Genomic DNA, 18,165 nt, shown 5'->3' with positions numbered 1-18,165 from the left:
CGCGATTTAGACAAGCCGTGAAAGCGCGCGCCGGCCATCGAGCACGCGGAGCACCTCCACCATGTCGACCGGTCCTTCATCGGCGTCGGGCGTGTTGCGGTAGAAGACGATGTATGCGCCGACCACAAGGGCCCGAATGCCTGGCTTGATTTCATCACGTCCGGGGCCGAGGCGTGGGTGTTGCCGCAATTGCAGCACTCTGTCTTCAAGCCGGGACAATATATGTTCCGCCGCAGGCTGATGGTGCTGACCGACCGCTGTGTAGATGTCGATCAAATCGTCTCGAGCCCGGGACTGCCAGTGCCTGCTGGATCAATTCGGCCTGAATCTTCCTGCAAGGTGATTTCGAGTTTACGGGCTCCGGCCATGACGGGTCTCCAAGGACTGCCCAACACGCACCGGCCTACCGGCCTATCGCGCGGCGAAGAAGGCTTCGATGCCGCGGGCCGCCGTCTCGATATGGGTGGTGAGGATCCGGCTGGCTTCGCCGGCGTCGCCGGCGCTTGCCGCGGCGAGGAGGGCGGCGTGTTCGTGCTGGCCCATCTTATCCCGGCCGAGGGCCGCGAAATGGAAGCGCAGGTAGCGGTCGGCGGCGGCCAGATGCTGTTCGACCAGGGCGATCAGCCGGGGCCGCCCGGCCCTGGCGTAGAGCACCAGATGAAAGCGCCGGTTCAGGTCGCCCAGGCGCGACATGTCGGGTTCCGTGTCCATCTCGGCCAGCAGGCCCTCGGCGCGGGCGAGGTCCTCCGCCGTCAGATGGGGCAGGGACAGGCGCAGGGCGGCGGGTTCGAGCGCCGCGCGGATGGCATAGTGATCGGCGGCGTCGGACGCCGAAATCTCGGTGACCACGGCCCCCTTGTGGGGCGCGAAATCGACCAGGGCCTGGGCTTCGAGCTGGCGCAGAGCCTCGCGCACCGGCATCCGGCTGACGTCGAAGGCCGCCGCCAGTTCCTCCTGGCGCAGCGGCGTGCCGCCGGCCAGCGCGCCGCTCAGGATCGCTTCCCGCAGCACGTCCTCGACGAAGGCGGTGGCGGTGCGATAGCGCGGCCGTCCGCGCGCGATCAGATCGGCGAATTCCATGATGGGACGATGACGCGGCATCGCTCTGGATTCAAGATGATTGTCGATTGGATCCAATTTTATTAAGGTGCCGCCGATATCTGAACATGTCGTCCGGGCAGAAGGCCGGGACCTCGTGGGCATGGGGCTCCTCCGTCGAAAGATCCCGGCCTCCGCCGGGATGACGATGGTGGAGGGGGCGGTTGGCGACGCGTTCATTGGGTTTGGAGAGGGGTATGGCAGGCGATCGGAAAGGGGTAGGCGATCGGGAATGGCTGCGGCCGGTTTCGGCGGGGGTGATGGCGGCGGTGGTCGGCTTTGCCTCGTCCTTCGCCGTCGTGCTCGAGGGGCTGCGCGGTGTCGGCGCCGATCCGGGGCAGGCGGCGTCGGGGCTGCTGATTCTCAGCCTCGGCATGGGGCTGCTCAACGTCGTGCTCAGCATCCGTTTGAAGATGCCGATCTCGATCGCCTGGTCGACGCCCGGCGCGGCCCTGCTGGCCGCCAGCCAGGTGCCGGACGGTGGCTTTCCGGCCGCGGTCGGGGGCTTCGTGGCGGCGGGCGTGCTGATGGTGATCGCCGGATTGTGGCGGCCGTTCGGGCGGCTGGTGGCGGCGATCCCGGGGCCGCTGGCCGGGGCGATGCTGGCGGGCGTGCTGCTCGACCTCTGCCTCGCGCCCTTTTCCGCCATCGGCGCCATGCCCCGCCTGGCCCTGCCGATCCTGATCGTCTGGGCCGTCACGCTCCGGGTGAACCGGCTCTGGGCCATGCCGGCGGCGCTGGCGGTGACCGTCATCGCGGTGGTGGTCGAAGGCTCGGCCGGCGCCGTGCTCCCCCCGATCGCGAGCCTGGCGCCCCACCTGGAAGGGGTGGTGCCGGTGTTCGAGGCGCAGGCGATCATCGGCATCGGCCTGCCGCTGTTCCTCGTCACCATGGCGTCGCAGAACGTGCCCGGCCTCGCGGTATTGCAGACCTACGGCTATCGCCCGGCGCCGGGACCGCTGTTCGTCGTCACCGGCCTCGCCTCCGTCGCGACGGCGCCCTTCGGCGGTCATGCGCTCAATCTGGCGGCGATCACGGCGGCGCTCTGCGCCGGGCCCGATGCCGCGACCGATCCCGCGCGGCGCTGGCTGGCGGCGGTGGCGGCGGGCATCGGCTATGCCGCGATCGGCGCCATCGCCACCCTGGCCGCGGCTCTCGCCGTGGCGGCACCGCCGGTGCTGATCCAGGCGGTCGCCGGGCTGGCCCTGATGGGCGCCTTCGGCAGCGCCCTTCATGCCGCGCTGGCCGTGCCGGCGGAGCGCGAAGCGGCCCTGGTGACCTTTCTGGTGACCGCCTCGGGGCTTTCGGTCGGCGGTATCGGCGCCGCCTTCTGGGGTCTGCTGGCGGGCGGCGCGCTGTGGTGGCTGTTCCGCCGTCACTGAGAAGAAATGAAAAGTTTTTATGGTGTGCTGGACAACAAATGAAAAGGGTAGGATAGTCCGCACCCTTCGGCGCCGGCCACTCCGGACCGGGCCACCAACCGACTGAAGGGTAGAAGGCGCATCTCGCGCCGATTGGACAGGATCATGAGCACCAAGCGCACCGCCGTCTCGGAACAGGAAGCCCTGCTGTTTCACGCCCAGGGCCGCCCGGGCAAGCTGGAAATCGTGGCGACCAAGCCGATGGCGACCCAACGCGATCTCAGCCTCGCCTATTCGCCGGGCGTCGCGATCCCGGTGAAGGCGATCGCCGAGGATCCGACGACGGCCTATGACTACACCACCAAGGGCAACCTGGTGGCGGTGATCACCAACGGCACCGCCATCCTCGGCCTCGGCAACCTCGGCGCCCTGGCGTCGAAGCCGGTGATGGAAGGCAAGTCGGTCCTGTTCAAGCGCTTCGCCGACGTCGATTCGATCGACCTCGAGGTCGGCACCGAGGACGTCGACGAATTCATCAATGCCGTGCGCTTCCTCGGTCCCAGCTTCGGCGGCATCAATCTCGAGGACATCAAGGCCCCCGAGTGCTTCGTGATCGAGAGCCGGCTGCGCGAGATCATGGACATCCCGGTGTTCCACGACGACCAGCACGGCACCGCGATCATCGCCGCCGCCGGCCTGATCAACGCCCTGCACCTGACCGGCAAGTCGATCAAGGACATCCGCGTCGTCGTCAACGGCGCCGGTGCCGCCTCCATCGCCTGCATCGAGCTGATCAAGAGCCTGGGCCTCCCGAACGAGAACGCCGTGCTCTGCGATTCGAAGGGCGTCATCTACAAGGGCCGCACCGAAGGCATGAACCAGTGGAAATCGGCCCATGCGGTCGAGACCGACATGCGCAGCCTGGACGACGCCATGAAGGGCGCCGACGTCTTCCTGGGCCTGTCGGTCAAGGGCGCCGTGACGCGCGAGATGGTCGCCACCATGGCCGACCAGCCGGTCATCTTCGCCATGGCCAACCCCGATCCCGAGATCACGCCCGAGGAAGTGGCGGCGGTGCGCGACGACGCCATCATGGCGACCGGCCGCTCGGACTATCCGAACCAGGTGAACAACGTCCTCGGCTTTCCCTATATCTTCCGCGGTGCCCTCGACGTTCGCGCCCGCACCATCAACGAGGAAATGAAGCTGGCGGCCGCCCGGGCGCTGGCCGAACTCGCGCGCGAGGACGTGCCGGACGAGGTGGCCGCCGCCTATGCCGGCGCGCGCCCGCAGTACGGACCGAAATACATCATTCCCGTGCCCTTCGACCCGCGCCTGATCAGCCGGGTGCCGCCGGCGGTCGCCAAGGCGGCCATGGATACCGGCGTGGCGCGCCGGCCGATCATCGACATGAAGGCCTATCGCGACGAGCTGCAGGGCCGGCTCGATCCTTCCGTCGCGCTGTTCCAGCGCATCTTCGACGAATTGCGCCAGACCCCGAAGCGCGTCGTCTTCGCCGAGGGCGAGGAGGAGAAGACCATCCGCGCCGCGCTCGCCTTCCGCCAGTCGGGCTATGGCACGCCGGTCCTGGTCGGGCGCGAGGAACGCATCCGCCAGACCATCGAGGACATGGGCCTGGATGGCGAGAGCGGGCTGGAGATCCACAATGCGCGGAACTCCACCCATACCACGCTCTATACCGACTTCCTCTATGCGCGGCAGCAGCGCCGCGGCCTGCTCTACCGCGACTGCCAGCGTCTCGTGAACAACGACCGCAACGTCTTCGCCTCCTGCATGGTGGCGAACGGTCATGCCGACGCCATGGTGACCGGCATCACTCGCGCCTATGCCCAATCGCTGCAGGAAGTGCTGCGCGTCGTCGATCCCAACCCGGGCAGCCGCATCTTCGGTCTTTCCGTGGTGCTGGCGAAGGGGCGCACGATCTATTTCGCCGACACCGCGGTCGACGAACAGCCCTCGCCCGAGGCGCTGGCGGACATCGCGCGCCAGGCGGCGCAGGTGGTGCGCCGCCTCGGCCACGAGCCGCGCGTCGCCTTCCTGTCCTATTCCAACTTCGGCAATCGGCCGCGCACCTCGGCTAACGGCGTCCGCGAGGCGATCGCCATCCTGGACGAGCAGGAGACGGATTTCGAATACGACGGCGAGATGATGGCCGACGTCGCCCTGAATCGTCAGCTCATGAGCCTCTATCCCTTCAGCCGCCTGACCGAGACCGCGAACGTCCTCGTCATGCCGTCGCTGTCGACGGCGCTGACGGCGGCCAAGCTGATGCATGAGTTGGGCGGCGCCACGGTGATCGGGCCGCTGCTGGTCGGCATGTCGAAGCCGGTCCAGATCGTGCCCCTGGGCACGGCGGTTTCCGACCTGGTCAATCTGTCGGCGCTGACCGCCTTCATGGCGCCCTGACGCCGCCGGAACCGTGCCGTGGTCAAGTCCGCGTTCCTGCGCCCGCTGGTGGTGACCACCGCCAAGGTGGCGTCGCCGGGCCTCGCCGTCGTCGCGGGCCTCGGGCTGGCGGGATCGCTGACGCCCCGGGCCGGTCTCGTCGGCGCCCTGGTCGTGGTCGCCGTCGCGGTGCTGGTCACGCTCTGGCTGCGGCGGGACCGGGCGCTGCTCGAGGCGAGTCTCGCCGAGGCGCGGCGCCAGGATTTCGACACCCACGAGCGGATCCAGGGCCAGGAACGGGAGATCCGCCGCCTGCGCAGCCAGGAATGGTCCCTCACCCAGGGCCATCGCGCCGTCCTCGACCTGCTGCCCGATCCGCTGATCCTGATCGACCGCCAACTGGGCGTGCGCCATCTCAACAAGGCGGCGCGCACGCTCTTCGGCGAGGGGCCGGCGGGCCGCCCCCTGACCGCCACGGTACGCCACCCCGAGATCCTGGAGGCGGTCGATCTCGTCGTCAGCGGCGAGGAGGCGGCGATCCAGATCGAGGTTTCCCTGCCGGTGCCGGTGGCCCGCGAACTGACCTGCCGCATCGCCCTGGTCGAGCGGCCGGGGCCCGACGAGGTGGTGGCGGCCCTGGTGTTCCGCGATCTCACCCAGTCGAAGCGGGTGGAGAGGATGCGCGCGGACTTCGTCGCCAATGCCAGCCACGAGATCCGCACCCCGCTCGCCGCCCTCGGCGGCTATATCGAAACCCTGCAGGGCCCGGCGCGCGACGATGCGGCGGCGCGTGAACGCTTTCTCGCCGCCATGGCCGACATGGTGACGCGCATGACGCGCCTGGTGGGCGACCTGCTGTCGCTGTCGCGGGTCGAGTTGACGGAGCATACGCCGCCGGCCGATCCGGTGCCGGTGTCGCCCCTGATCCGGCGCGTCGTCACCGCCCTCGAATTCCGCGCGCGGGCCAAGGAGGCGAAGGTGATCCTCGACCTGCCGGCCGACCTGCCGCCGGTGGTGGGCGACGAGGGCGAACTGGAACAGGTGTTCACCAACCTGATCGACAATGCCATCAAATACGGCCGCCAGCGCGGCGAGGTGCGCATCGAGGCCCATGTCCTCGACCATGTGCCGCCGGGCCGGACCGGCTGGCCCGAGACGGCGCGGCCGGTCGCCATCGCCATTTCCGACCAGGGCCCGGGCATCGGCCGCGAGCATCTGCCCCGCCTGACCGAACGCTTCTATCGCGTCGACGCCGCGCGCAGCCGCGACCTCGGCGGCACCGGCCTCGGGCTCGCCATCGTCAAGCATATCGTGAACCGCCACCGGGGCGCCCTGACGATCGATTCCGCCCTGGGCGAGGGCAGCACCTTCACCGTCTATCTGCCCGCCGCCGGCTGAGTGTCATCTGGCGCCCTAAAATGACGGTCGGCACGCGCCGAGGTGCGCCGCCGCCGCGCTAAGGTGCTGGAATATATGGTATATTTCTGTGTCATCAAAACGAAATACAAATGTCATATGAACGTCCCGTCGGCTGACTAATGTGCTGGGCGCGACGGCGCTGTCCCGCGGGACGGTGCCGGAAAGGCGTGACGCCGCCTCGCGACCGTAACGATCGAATTTCGAGGAAAAACCCCATGGCCCTCAAGACCAGCTTCGCCGCCCTGGGCGCTGCCGCCGTGCTGGCGACCGCCTTCGCCGGCCAGGCCGCTGCGCGCGACCAGATCCACATCGTCGGCTCGTCGACGGTGTTCCCCTTCACCACCGCGACTGCCGAAGCCTTCGGCAAGCTCGGTTCGTTCAAGACCCCGGTGGTCGAATCGACCGGCACGGGCGGCGGCATGAAGCTGTTCTGCGGCGGCGTCGGCACCGACACCCCGGACCTGACCGGCGCTTCGCGCCGCATCAAGAAGTCCGAGATCGAGCTGTGCGCCAAGAACGGCGTCGCCGAGATCGTGGAAGTGAAGATCGGCTTCGACGGCATCGTCTTCGCCAATTCCAAGGAAGGCCCGGTTCTGGACCTGACCAAGGCTCAGATCTGGAAGGCCCTGTCGGCCCAGGTCGTCGTTGACGGCGCGCTGGTCGACAACCCCTACACCATGTGGAACGAGATCGACGGCGGCCTGCCCGCGACCAAGATCGAAGTCCTCGGCCCGCCCCCGACCTCGGGCACCCGCGACGCCTTCTCGGAACTCGTGATGGAAACGGGTTGCGAGGAAGCCGAAGCCGTCGAGGCCTTCAAGGCCGCGGGCGACGAGAAGGCCAAGGGCTGCATGAAGATCCGTGAGGACGGCGCCTACATCGAAGCCGGCGAGAACGACAACCTGATCGTTCAGAAGCTGGTCGCCAACAAGGACGCCTTCGGCATCTTCGGCTACTCGTTCCTCGAAGAGAACGCCGACAAGATCCAGGGCGCCAAGATCGAAGGCGTCGAGCCGGAATACGACAACATCTCGTCGGGCAAGTACGGCGTGTCGCGTTCGCTCTTCGTCTACGTGAAGAAGGCCCACATCGGCACCGTTCCGGGCATCCAGGAATTCATGACCGAATACACCTCGGGCAAGGCCATGGGTGAAGACGGCTACCTGGCCGACAAGGGTCTGATCGCCCTGCCGGAATCCGAAGCCAGCAAGATCCGCACCACGGTCGCCAACATGACCCCGCTGGATCCGGCCGCGTTCTGATCCGCGTAAACGCGTAACGGGGGCGGCCGGTCGACGGCCGCCCCTCCCTTTCCGGCCTCGCGTCCTCATTACTGGGGCAGACGAAAGACGCAACGATGCCGACCTATATTCTCATCGCGACGATTCTCGTCCTGTCGGTGATCGGCTACTACATGGGCCGCTCCACCGCGGTGGCGCGGAACGGCGGCAAGTCCAAGGGGCTGCATTCGCTGCCCGGCTATTACGGCTACTACATGGCGCTGTGGTGCGCGCTGCCGGCGCTGGCTCTCGCCTTCCTGTGGCTGGTCTTCCAGAACAGCATCATCGAGGGCATGGTCCTCGGCGGGGTCGACGTGCAGAACCCCAGCCTGTTCATGACGGACGTCAAGAACTACGTCGAGAACGGCATCGCCTCGGGCGGCGTGACCGACACGCTGGTCGCCGCGGCGGATCGCTACGTCTCTCTCAAGCAATATTCGGCGATCATGCTGTCGATCGGCGCCATCGCTCTCGCGGTCGTCGGTCTCGCCTATTCCCAGACCCGCGTCGGCCCCACGCTCCGCTCGCGCCCCAAGGTCGAAAAGGCACTGATGATCGCGCTGATGGCGGCATCGACCATCGCCATCCTGACCACGGTCGGCATCATCCTGTCGCTGCTGTTCGAATCGGCGCTCTTCTTCGAGAAGGTGCCGCTGACCGAATTCCTCTTCGGCATCCAGTGGAGCCCGCAGACCGCGATGCGCGCCGACCAGGTCGGCTCGTCGGGCACCTTCGGTGCCGTGCCGCTGTTCGCCGGCACCCTGCTGATCACGGCGATCGCCATGGCGGTCGCGGCCCCGATCGGCCTGATGTCGGCGATCTACATGTCGGAATACGCCGACCGCCGCGTGCGCTCGGTGCTGAAGCCGCTGCTCGAAGTGCTGGCCGGCATCCCGACCGTCGTCTACGGCTTCTTCGCCGCCCTGACCGTCGCGCCCTTCGTGCGCACGCTCGGCCAGTCGGTCGGCCTCGACGTCGCCTCCGAATCGGCGCTCGCCGCCGGTGTCGTCATGGGCATCATGATCGTGCCCTTCGTCTCCTCGCTCTCGGACGACGTCATGACGGCCGTGCCCCAGGCCATGCGTGACGGGTCCTACGGCCTCGGCGCCACCAAGTCGGAAACCATCAAGCGCGTGATCCTGCCGGCCGCGCTGCCCGGCATCGTCGGCGCGGTGATGCTGGCCATCTCGCGCGCCATCGGCGAAACCATGATCGTCGTGATGGCCGCCGGCCTCTCCGCCAATCTGACCGCCAATCCCTTCGAGGCGGTGACGACCGTGACGGTCCAGATCGCGACCCTGCTGGTCGGCGACCAGGAATTCGACAGCCCGAAGACCCTGGCCACCTTCGCGCTCGGCCTCGTGCTCTTCGTCGTCACGCTCATCCTCAACATCATCGCCCTGCGGATCGTCCGCAAGTATCGGGAGCAGTACGAATGACCGACATCGCGGGCAAATACACGGTCGAGCCGTTCTCGGCCTCCACCGAGAAACGCGAGAAGTTCAATCGTCTGCTGAAGAAGCGCTATGCCTCCGAGGCGCGCTTCAAGATGTGGGGCATTGCCGCCGTCTCGGTCGCGGTCGTCTTCCTCGTGCTGCTGCTCGGCTCGATCATCCTCCAGGGCTCTTCCGCCTTCGTCACCACCAAGGTGGAGCTGGAAGTGAGCCTCGACCGCGAGATCATCGATCCCCAGGGCACGAATGATCCCATGGTCATCGCCAGCGCGGACTACAACAAGATCCTGCGCAACGCCATGCAAAGCCTCTTCCCCGAGGTCGAGTCCCGGCGCGAGCGGCGCGACATGATGGATCTCATCTCCTCGGGCGCCGCCTTCGAGCTCGCGGCCCATGTCCGCGACAACCCGGAGTTGATCGGCCAGACCATCAAGTTCGACGTTCTGACCGACGATCTCGTCGACATGCTGCGCAAGGGTTACATCGAGCGCAACGTCCCCGAGGAAGACCGCAAGCTGAACGACTTCCAGATCGGCATCTTCGACAAGCTCGTCGCCTCGGGGGCGCTCTACGGCACCTTCAATACCGAGTTGCTGACCACCGGCGACAGCCGCGAGCCGGAGAACGCCGGCCTCTGGGGCGCCGTCGTCGGCTCGTTCTTCACCCTCGTGGTGACGCTCGGCATCGCCTTCCCGCTCGGCGTGATGGCGGCGATCTATCTCGAGGAGTTCGCGCCGAAGAACCGCATCACCGACATGATCGAGGTGAATATCAACAACCTCGCGGCGGTGCCCTCGATCGTCTTCGGTCTCCTCGGTCTCGCGGTGTTCCTGAACTTCTTCGGGATGCCGCGCTCGGCGCCGCTGGTCGGCGGTCTGGTGCTCGCGCTCCAGGCCCTGCCGATCATCATCATCGCGTCCCGCGCCGCCATCAAGGCGGTGCCGCCCTCGATCCGCGAGGCGGCGCTGGGCATGGGCGCCTCGCCGCTGCAGACCGTGCTGCACCACACCCTGCCGCTGTCGATGCCGGGCATGCTGACCGGCGCGATCCTCGGCATGGCTCACGCCCTGGGTGAAACCGCGCCGCTCCTCATGATCGGCATGGTCGCCTTCATCGTCGACGTTCCGGGTGGCTTCACCTCGCCCGCGACGGTGCTGCCGGTACAGATCTATCTCTGGGCCGACAGTCCCGAACGGGCCTTCGTCGAAAAGACCTCGGCCGCGATCATGGTACTCCTGGTGTTCCTGGTGTTCATGAACGCGATCGCGATCTACCTCCGCAAGAAATTCGAACGCAAGTGGTGAGTGCCATGACCGCCCTCGACTTTACCACCCACACCATCCCCCTCGAGGGGAAGTCCAAGATCTCCGCGAAGAACGTCAACCTCTGGTATGGCGAGAAGCAGGCTCTGCACAACATCAACCTCGAGGTTGGCGAGAACCAGGTGACCGCGCTGATCGGCCCGTCGGGCTGCGGCAAGTCCACCTTCCTGCGCTGCCTCAACCGGATGAACGACACGATCCCCTCGTGCCGCATCCAGGGCGACATCTCCATCGACGGCGACGACATCTACGCCCAGTCGCTGGACGTCGTGCACCTGCGCGCCCGCGTCGGCATGGTGTTCCAGAAGCCGAACCCCTTCCCGAAGTCGATCTTCGACAACGTCGCCTACGGCCCGCGCCTGCACGGGCTCTCGGAATCGAAGGACCATCTCGAGCATATCGTGAAGTCCAGCCTCGAGCGCGCAGGCCTCTGGAAGGAAGTGTCGGATCGCCTGCTGTCGCCGGGCACCGGTCTTTCGGGCGGCCAGCAGCAGCGCCTGTGCATCGCCCGCGCCATCGCGGTCTCGCCGGAAGTGATCCTGATGGACGAGCCCTGCTCGGCGCTCGATCCGATCGCGACCGCGAAAGTCGAGGAACTGATCGACGAATTGCGCGAGAATTTCACCATCGCCATCGTCACCCACTCGATGCAGCAGGCGGCCCGCGTTTCCCAGCGCACCGCCTTCTTCCATCTGGGCGTGCTGGTCGAGAACGGTCCGACCGAGGGGATCTTCACGAGCCCGATCGACAAGCGCACCCAGGATTACGTCACCGGCCGCTTCGGCTGACCTGGCAAGGAGCTCATCCATGGCCGACAATCATACCGTCTCCGCGTTCGACCAGGAACTGAATGCCCTGAAGACCAAGGTCCTGCGCATGGGCGGCATCGCGGAAGCCAATGTGGCCGCCGCGATCCAGGCCATCGTGCGCCGCGACAAGGCCCTGGCCGACCGCACCATCTCGTCCGACCAGCGCATCGACGTCTTCGACGGCGAAATCTCGGAACTGGTCACCCGCCTGCTGGCGCTGCGCCAGCCGATGGCGGTGGATCTGCGCTTCATCGTCGGCACCCTGAAGATCGCGACCGACCTGGAACGCATCGGCGACTACGCCAAGAACATCGCCAAGCGCACCACGGCGATCGGCACGGCCGTGCCGACGCAGCCGATGCACGCCATTCCGCGCATGGGCGAAATGGTGCTGGGCATGGTGAAGGACGTGCTGGACAGCCTGTCGGCGGAAGACGTCGAGAAGGCGGTGGCGGTGCGCGACCGCGACGCCATTCTGGACGAACTCTACAACAGCGTGTTCCGCGAACTGCTGACCTACATGATGGAGGATCCGCGCACCATCACCGGCTGCACGCATCTCCTGTTCATCGCCAAGAACCTGGAACGGATCGGCGATCACGCGACCAACATGGCGGAAGCGGTGTATTACATCGTGACCGGCAAGCGCATGCACGCCGACCGCCCCAAGGCCGACGTGACCGCCGAAATCTCCGACCCCAGCCAGGTCGCCTGATCGAACCGTGACGCCGATGAAGCCTTCCATTCTGATCGTCGAGGACGAATCCGCCCTGGTCGACCTGCTGCGCTACAACCTCGAGGCCAATGGCTTCGAGGTCCGCGCGGGCATGGACGGTGAAGAAGCACTGATGCTGGTGGACGAGCGCCTGCCCGACCTGATCGTGCTGGACTGGATGCTGCCGTCCGTCTCGGGCATCGAGATATGCCGCCAGCTGCGCCGCAAGCCGGCGACGCGGCAGGTGCCGATCATCCTGCTGACCGCCCGCTCGGAAGAGAGCGACCGCGTCCGCGGCCTCGAATCCGGCGCGGACGATTACATCACCAAGCCGTTCTCGCCGAGCGAACTGCTGGCCCGCATCCGCGCCGTCCTGCGCCGCTCGCGCCCGGCCCTGTCGGAGGAAGGCCTGACCTATGCCGACGTGGTCATGGATCTCTCGGCCCATCGGGTGACCCGGGGCGGCACGGAGATCCACCTGGGTCCGACGGAATTCCGCCTGCTGCGGCATTTCCTCGAGAACCCGGGCCGGGTGTTCAGCCGCGAGCAGATCCTGGACGCGGTCTGGGGCCGCGACATCTACATCGAACAGCGCACGGTCGACGTCCACATCCGCCGCCTGCGCAAGGCCCTGAACGCCTATGGCGGCAAGGACATGATCCGCACCGTCCGCTCCGCCGGCTATGCCATCGACACCCAGGGGGCCGGGCGCGGCCTGCGCCACTGACCGACCACCGGCGAAGCCTTATCGGCGACGGGCGAAAGTACTCGGACTGACGCCCGTCCAGCGCCGGAAGGCGTGGGTGAAGCTGGCGGTTTCGGCATAGCCGAGGCGCTCCGCCACCGCCTCCACCCGAAGACCCACCTCGGACAGCATTTCCGTCGCCAGATCCTGTCGCAGGCGTGCCACCAGATCGCGATAGCCGATGCCCTTTTCGCCCAGGCGCCGGCGGAGCGTGCGCGGCGCCATGCCCAGATGGGCGGCGACATCCTCCATGGCCGGGAAATGGCCGGGCCGGGCCAGGATCGCGCCGGTCACCCGCTCGACGAAGGAATCCTCGCCGCGAAGGGCGCGGAGGCGGGCGTTGCAGGCTTCGACGTTCAGGGCCGCCAGCACCGGATTGGCCTGGGGCAGGGGGCTTTCCAGTTCCATGTGATCGTAGAACAGGGCATTCACCTCCGCTCCGAAGGTGACCGGACATTGCAGCGCGGCCTCGTAGGGGGCGGGATCGGCCGGGGCCGGGAAGCGGAAGCTGGCGCCGCGGCAGGCGGGCGGATGGCCCCACAGATCCTCGGCGATGCGCCGCGCCGCCGCGATGTCGCGCTCGGCCATGTAGCGGCGCAGGTCCGGCGCCACCGGGCCGTCGTCGAAGATCACGGCGTAATTGCCGCCGACCGGGCGGAAGTCGATCGGCATGATGCTGTAGGTCAGATCCTGATATTCGAGGCCGAGCATGAGGGCGGCGCGCAGGTTCGGGCTGGCCAGCAGGGCGAAACCCCAGACGCCGTAGGCCGCCACCCGATAGCGCGGCCCGACCTCGAGGCCGAAACCCTCCGGATGGCCGAGGTCCGCGAGACAGGCCTCGATCACGCGCATCTCGTCCGCCGCCGTGACCTCCGCCCCAGGGGTTTCCAGCAACGCCGCATCGAGTCCGGCAACGCGCAGATAGGGCGCCATGGCGCCGCCCCGGGCCACCAGGGCGTCGCGCAGCACGCAAAGGCTGGTCACGGGCCAGCGACGGCGGTGCAGGTCGGTCTGCATGGCCGGATCCTGCGCCGTTTGGCCGAAACTATCAAGTCGCTGGCCGATGCGAACATGGATGCGGTGCCGACTTCTTTCTATTCTCATGCCACGGCGGCAATCGGAAAGACCGCCATTTTCGGGAGGAGAGAGCACCATGGCGCCCGTGAAGGTTTGCGTGATCGGCACCGGATTTGCCGGCCTGTGCATGGCCATTCAGTTGAAGCGCGCCGGCATCGACAATTTCGTCGTCCTCGACAAGGCGGCCAAGGTGGGCGGCACCTGGCGCGAGAACACCTACCCGGGGGCGGGTTGCGACGTGCCCTGCCACCTCTATTCCTTCTCGTTCGAGCTGAATCCGAACTGGTCGCGGCGCTTCGCGAAGCAGCCGGAAATCATCGACTACATCGAACATTGCGCGACGAAATACGACCTGTACCGCCACATCCGCTTCGAGACCGAAGTGACCGAGGCCCGTTTCGACGAGGGCCGCGGCCTCTGGACCGTCACGACGGCCGGCGGCGAGACGATCGAGGCGCAATTCGTCGTCTCCGGTCTCGGCCAATTGTCGCGCCCGCAATATCCGCGCATCCCGGGTCTCGACCGCTTCAAGGGCAAGGCCTTCCACTCGGCCCATTGGGATCACGGCTACGACCTGAGCGGCAAGACCGTGGCGGTGATCGGCTCCGGCGCCAGCGCCATCCAGTTCCTGCCCGAGATCCAGAAACAGGTGAAGAAACTCACCCTGTTCCAGCGCAGCCCCGCCTGGATGATCTCCAAGGACGACCGCGCCTTCTCCGCCTTCGACAGATGGGCGTTCCGCAACCTGCCCGGCTGGCAATGGCTCTACCGCACCTATACCTATCTGCTGCTCGAGGCGCGTTTCGTCTCGCTGCGCCGGGCGAATTCCTTTTTCGCGCGCATGGCGACCAGGCAGTGCCAGGACCAGCTCGACAAGCAGGTCACCGATCCCGCCCTGAAGGCCAAGCTCCAGCCCGACTATCCGGTCGGCTGCAAGCGCATCCTGATCTCCAACGACTGGTATCCGGCCCTGGCGCAGCCGAATGTCGAGGTGGTGACCCAGGCGGTCTCGGAAGTGACGGAGACGGGGGTGATCTCCTCCGACGGCACGGCCCATGACGTCGACTGCATCATCTATGGCACCGGTTTCGAGACCCAGAGCTATATCGCGCCGATGAAGGTCTGGGGCCGCCAGGGCGCCGAACTGAACGAACGCTGGCGGAACGGCGCCGAGGCGCACAAGGGCGTCGCCGTCGCGGGCTTCCCCAATTTCTTCATCCTCTACGGTCCGAACACCAATCTCGGCCACAATTCGATCATCTTCATGATCGAGCGCCAAGTGAACTACATCATGCAGTGCCTGGCCGAGGTGGCGAAGCGGAATGCCGCCACCCTGGACGTTACGGCGGGCGCCATGTCGGACTACAACACCCACCTCCAGGAAGCCTTCGCCGACACGGTGTGGAACGCCAATTGCGACAGCTGGTACAAGAACGCGGCCGGCAAGATCACCAACAATTGGCCGGGCTTCACCGTCGGCTACTGGTGGATGATGCGCCACCCCGACTTCGCCGAATTCCGCTTCGACGGCAAACCGGCCTGAGGGCGCGGCGGGTTTCAGTCCGTTTCGTAGACGAAATCCGCCGCGCCCCATTCCCGGCGTCGCGCCGCATCGGGCGAAATCCAGAACTGGACGAGGCCGCCGAGGTCGAGATGTCCCACGGCATCGTCCGCGAGTTGCAGGAGAAGGATGTCGCCCCGGTCCTCATGCAGGAAGAGGGCATCGCCCTGGATCGTGTCGCCGGGGCCGAACATCTGGTGCCATTGCCGGAAGGTGCCGGCAGGCCGCTGATAGCGCGTGTTCAGCATCGTCGCCAGGGCATCGGGCATGGTGCTGGCGTAAGTCGCGTCGTCGGCCGTCATCAGGGCCTGCAGGGTCGCGGTTTCGACCGTCCCGATATCCTGCGGCAGGAAATGGCAGAAGCGCCGGATTTCGCGAAGGGGGCCGGCCAGGCGTGCCAGCCAATCATCGAGGCGGTGCCGGTCCTCCGGCGTCATCATCTGGCCATGGGGTTTGCCGCGAACCGCTCGGGCGACCTCGTCGGCCAGTCTCTCGAAATCCGACCACAGCGTCTCGACGGGCAAGGCATCCGACGATGGCGGACGGTGCCGGCGCATCCGCTCGCGGATCGAATCCGCCTGGCTTCGCGCCACCACGAGGCCCTGCAGCAGGTAATGCGCGCCGTACCACCAGAGGAGCGGCTCTCCCATGCCGATTTCGGCAAAGGCGAGGCGGGCGTTGAAACCGCTGGCCGGCGTGCCGAACTGGCGTTCGAGTTCGTCGCGGATGTCTTCGGTCGTGGTCGACATTTCGGGCGGTATCGGGCGGAGTTCCATCGGCCAATAGGGCAATTCCCGGCCACGGGCCGGGCGGTCCGCCCGGGTCGTGAACAAGGGGGGGCCACCCATCCAGTGATCGAGGGGCGGCAGGTCGTCGGGCGGCGCGGTTTCGGCCGGGCTACCCGGCGCGACATGGACCACCGCGCCCTCGGGCCCGTCCTCCTGACCCATGAAGAAGGCGAGCCAGCCGTCGGCCGGCAGGGCCGTCGTGCCGGCCATGAGCTGGACGCGGGACAAGTCGATCTGGGCGATGAAATGAAGCGGCAGGCCGCTCGTCGCGCCCCGCGGCCAGGCGTCCGCACCCAGTCGCGGCCGCCCGCCGAACCAGCATTCGGCGCCGGCCCAGGGCATGTCCCTGTGCCGAGGCCGGCGCAGGACGAGGAGCGGCGGCACGGTGGGCCGGGGCCCGTCCGCCGGGGCCCGGGCAGGGGGCGGTGCATCGCCCGGCGCCAGGATCGCGACGATCTGAACCGCCTGTTCGAGGCCGGTCACGCCCTTGCCCGTGCCGAGGCTCGACCGGGGCAGGGGGGCCGGGTCGGACAGCGGTGTTTCCGGCAGATGGATGCGCGTGAAATTCGGCACGTCGTCCACCATGGTCGGCAGCTGCCAATGGGCTTCATTCGCGGAGAACAGGCGGCCGGCCGCGCTCTTCAGATCATTGTCCTGGCACAGCCGCTGAAATCGATGCAGGTCGGCGAGGGAGCCGCTCAGGCAGTCATGAAGGAGCCGGGCCGCCGTTTTCTCCCGGTCGGTCAGCGCCGCGTAGTCCGGCGGCACGAGGTCGCCGCCGTGCCTGCACCCGTTGCGGACGACCGCCAAGGCCTGCGGAATGACGAAGGCGAGGCCGGCGTGGGCCTTGGCGATGAATGCCGGATCGGCGAGATCGGCGAGGCCGAGAGCATAATAATCCTCGATCAGGCGGTTCATGCGATAGCGCCGCGCGGCCGCCGCGACATCGCCGGGCGCTGGCCGTTGCCCGACATCCGGCCGATCGACATTTGGCCGGTCGGCGTGTGACTGGTCGAGACGGAACCGACGACGATGCGTCACATGGTGGACGAGAAGCGTCACCACCGTGGCGCCGAACAAGGCGGCGGCCAATATCAGAAGGATTCGCATGCACCTCTACCCTGATCAGCGGACCGGTCGCCGATCAGGGTGGACAATTATGGCGCGATTGTCGATTTCCAAGGCAACCTTTGGCGTTCTCGAATCATGCCAGCTTGATCAGCACGGCACCGGCGGCGACCAGGCAGGCGGCCGCCACGCGCCGGGCGCCCACTTTCTCATGCAGGAGGAAGAGAGCGAGGCCCGTGGCGAAGAGCATGGAGGTTTCGCGCAGCGCCGCCACCAGGGCGACGGGCGCCAGCGTCATGGCGGTCAGCACCAGGCCGTAGGAGCCCATGGCCGACGCCCCGCCGAGGACCGCGAGGCCGAAGTCGCGGGCATTCAGCAGGGCGCGCAGCGCGCCGATCCGGCCCCGCAGCACCATCAGGCCGAGGTTGCACGCCGCCCCCAGCGAAAACACCCAGAGCGTATAGGCGAAAGGCGCGCCGGACGCCCGCGCGCCCAGCCCGTCGAGCAGGGAATAGGCCCCGATCGTCAGCGCATTGGCCGTGACCACCGCGAGGCCGCCGCGCCCGAACCCCCGGCCGCCGGTGCCGAGCGCCAGCGCCGCCAGCGCCAGCCCGACCAGGACGATGCCGGCGAGGCCGAAGGGCGGGAGGTGGTCGGAAAAGAGGAAGGGTGCCGCCAGGGCCGTCACCATGATGCCGCCGCCGCGCATGATCGGATAGGCGACGGAGAGATCGACCCGTGCATAGGCCGCCGCCGTCAGCACGAAATAGACGAGATGGACGAGGACGGAGGCGGCGAGGAAGGGCCAGGCCGCCGGCGCCGGCAGGGGCAGGAAAGGCAGTACCGGGGCCGCCAGCGCGATGCCGCCGATGCAGATCCGCGCCGTCGCCACGAAAGGACTGCCGGCCGCCTTCACCGCCGTGTTCCAGCCGGCATGAAGCGCCGCCGCGCCGAGAACGAGTGCGAGGACGGTCCAGGTCATGATCGGCGGCTCCCTATGGTGGCAGGGCCGGGATCATGCGCTTTCGTGACGGTTTCGTGAAGACGGAGGGGTGGGATAAA

The 18,165-nt window shown here is 67.3% G+C and carries 14 protein-coding genes and 1 pseudogene; 10 read left to right on the top strand and 5 right to left on the bottom strand.

The window, feature by feature from the left end; all coding sequences use genetic code 11:
• Nucleotides 1–6 precede the first annotated feature (6 nt).
• Nucleotides 7–288, bottom strand: a pseudogene (locus L2U69_RS07165) (type II toxin-antitoxin system RelE/ParE family toxin); the annotation flags it as partial.
• A gap of 123 nt (nt 289–411) precedes the next feature.
• Nucleotides 412–1,101 (bottom strand): GntR family transcriptional regulator, encoded by a 690-nt coding sequence (locus tag L2U69_RS07160; RefSeq protein WP_236106104.1) that lies wholly within the window; start codon nt 1,099–1,101, stop codon nt 412–414.
• A gap of 194 nt (nt 1,102–1,295) precedes the next feature.
• Between L2U69_RS07160 and L2U69_RS07155 the strand changes: the two genes are divergently transcribed.
• From L2U69_RS07155 to phoB, 9 genes are all read left to right on the top strand, one after another.
• Nucleotides 1,296–2,480 carry a benzoate/H(+) symporter BenE family transporter gene (locus L2U69_RS07155; RefSeq protein ID WP_236106103.1) on the top strand — a complete coding sequence of 395 codons (1,185 nt, stop codon included), beginning with the start codon at nt 1,296–1,298 and terminating at the stop codon, nt 2,478–2,480.
• Nucleotides 2,481–2,624: 144 nt separating this feature from the next.
• Nucleotides 2,625–4,886: an NADP-dependent malic enzyme gene (locus L2U69_RS07150; protein WP_236106102.1), complete on the top strand. Its 2,262-nt coding sequence runs from the start codon at nt 2,625–2,627 to the stop codon at nt 4,884–4,886.
• Between the two features lie 18 nt (nt 4,887–4,904).
• The gene (locus L2U69_RS07145) at nt 4,905–6,263 is read left to right on the top strand and encodes an ATP-binding protein (RefSeq protein WP_236106101.1); all 1,359 of its coding nucleotides are present in this window, start codon (nt 4,905–4,907) and stop codon (nt 6,261–6,263) included.
• 236 nt (nt 6,264–6,499) lie between these two features.
• On the top strand, nt 6,500–7,546 hold the full coding sequence (locus L2U69_RS07140; protein ID WP_236106100.1) for a PstS family phosphate ABC transporter substrate-binding protein: 1,047 nt from the start codon (nt 6,500–6,502) through the stop codon (nt 7,544–7,546).
• 95 nt (nt 7,547–7,641) lie between these two features.
• Nucleotides 7,642–9,003, top strand: coding sequence for a phosphate ABC transporter permease subunit PstC (pstC, locus tag L2U69_RS07135; RefSeq protein WP_236106099.1), 1,362 nt, complete (start codon nt 7,642–7,644; stop codon nt 9,001–9,003).
• A complete protein-coding gene (gene pstA, locus L2U69_RS07130) occupies nt 9,000–10,322 on the top strand; it encodes a phosphate ABC transporter permease PstA (protein WP_236106098.1) in 1,323 nt (440 codons plus the stop codon). Before pstC ends, pstA begins: the two co-directional genes overlap by 4 nt.
• Nucleotides 10,323–10,327: 5 nt before the next feature.
• Nucleotides 10,328–11,128: a phosphate ABC transporter ATP-binding protein PstB gene (pstB, locus tag L2U69_RS07125; RefSeq protein WP_236106097.1), complete on the top strand. Its 801-nt coding sequence runs from the start codon at nt 10,328–10,330 to the stop codon at nt 11,126–11,128.
• Nucleotides 11,129–11,147: 19 nt separating this feature from the next.
• Complete coding sequence (gene phoU, locus L2U69_RS07120) at nt 11,148–11,864, top strand: phosphate signaling complex protein PhoU (RefSeq protein ID WP_236106096.1); 717 nt, start codon at nt 11,148–11,150, stop codon at nt 11,862–11,864.
• A 16-nt stretch (nt 11,865–11,880) separates the two neighbouring features.
• Nucleotides 11,881–12,591, top strand: a complete 711-nt coding sequence (gene phoB, locus L2U69_RS07115) for a phosphate regulon transcriptional regulator PhoB (RefSeq protein WP_236106095.1) — start codon at nt 11,881–11,883, stop codon at nt 12,589–12,591.
• Between the two features lie 18 nt (nt 12,592–12,609).
• On the opposite strand, the gene L2U69_RS07110 is transcribed toward phoB, so the two are convergent.
• Nucleotides 12,610–13,626 carry an AraC family transcriptional regulator gene (locus L2U69_RS07110; protein WP_236106094.1) on the bottom strand — a complete coding sequence of 339 codons (1,017 nt, stop codon included), beginning with the start codon at nt 13,624–13,626 and terminating at the stop codon, nt 12,610–12,612.
• A gap of 136 nt (nt 13,627–13,762) precedes the next feature.
• Between L2U69_RS07110 and L2U69_RS07105 the strand changes: the two genes are divergently transcribed.
• On the top strand, nt 13,763–15,229 hold the full coding sequence (locus L2U69_RS07105; protein WP_236106093.1) for a flavin-containing monooxygenase: 1,467 nt from the start codon (nt 13,763–13,765) through the stop codon (nt 15,227–15,229).
• Between the two features lie 14 nt (nt 15,230–15,243).
• Here L2U69_RS07105 and L2U69_RS07100 read toward each other — a convergent pair whose 3' ends face one another.
• Both L2U69_RS07100 and L2U69_RS07095 read right to left on the bottom strand, forming a co-directional pair.
• Nucleotides 15,244–17,145 carry a DUF1963 domain-containing protein gene (locus L2U69_RS07100; protein WP_236106092.1) on the bottom strand — a complete coding sequence of 634 codons (1,902 nt, stop codon included), beginning with the start codon at nt 17,143–17,145 and terminating at the stop codon, nt 15,244–15,246.
• A gap of 94 nt (nt 17,146–17,239) precedes the next feature.
• Nucleotides 17,240–18,085 carry an SMR family transporter gene (locus L2U69_RS07095; protein ID WP_236106091.1) on the bottom strand — a complete coding sequence of 282 codons (846 nt, stop codon included), beginning with the start codon at nt 18,083–18,085 and terminating at the stop codon, nt 17,240–17,242.
• Nucleotides 18,086–18,165: the final 80 nt, after the last annotated feature.

Origin of the sequence: Zavarzinia marina, assembly GCF_021568905.1 — a bacterium.
Lineage (GTDB): Bacteria > Pseudomonadota > Alphaproteobacteria > Zavarziniales > Zavarziniaceae > Zavarzinia > Zavarzinia marina.
The sequence above is the reverse complement of the archived record's forward strand: the minus strand, read 5'-3'. Positions and strand labels throughout refer to the sequence as shown.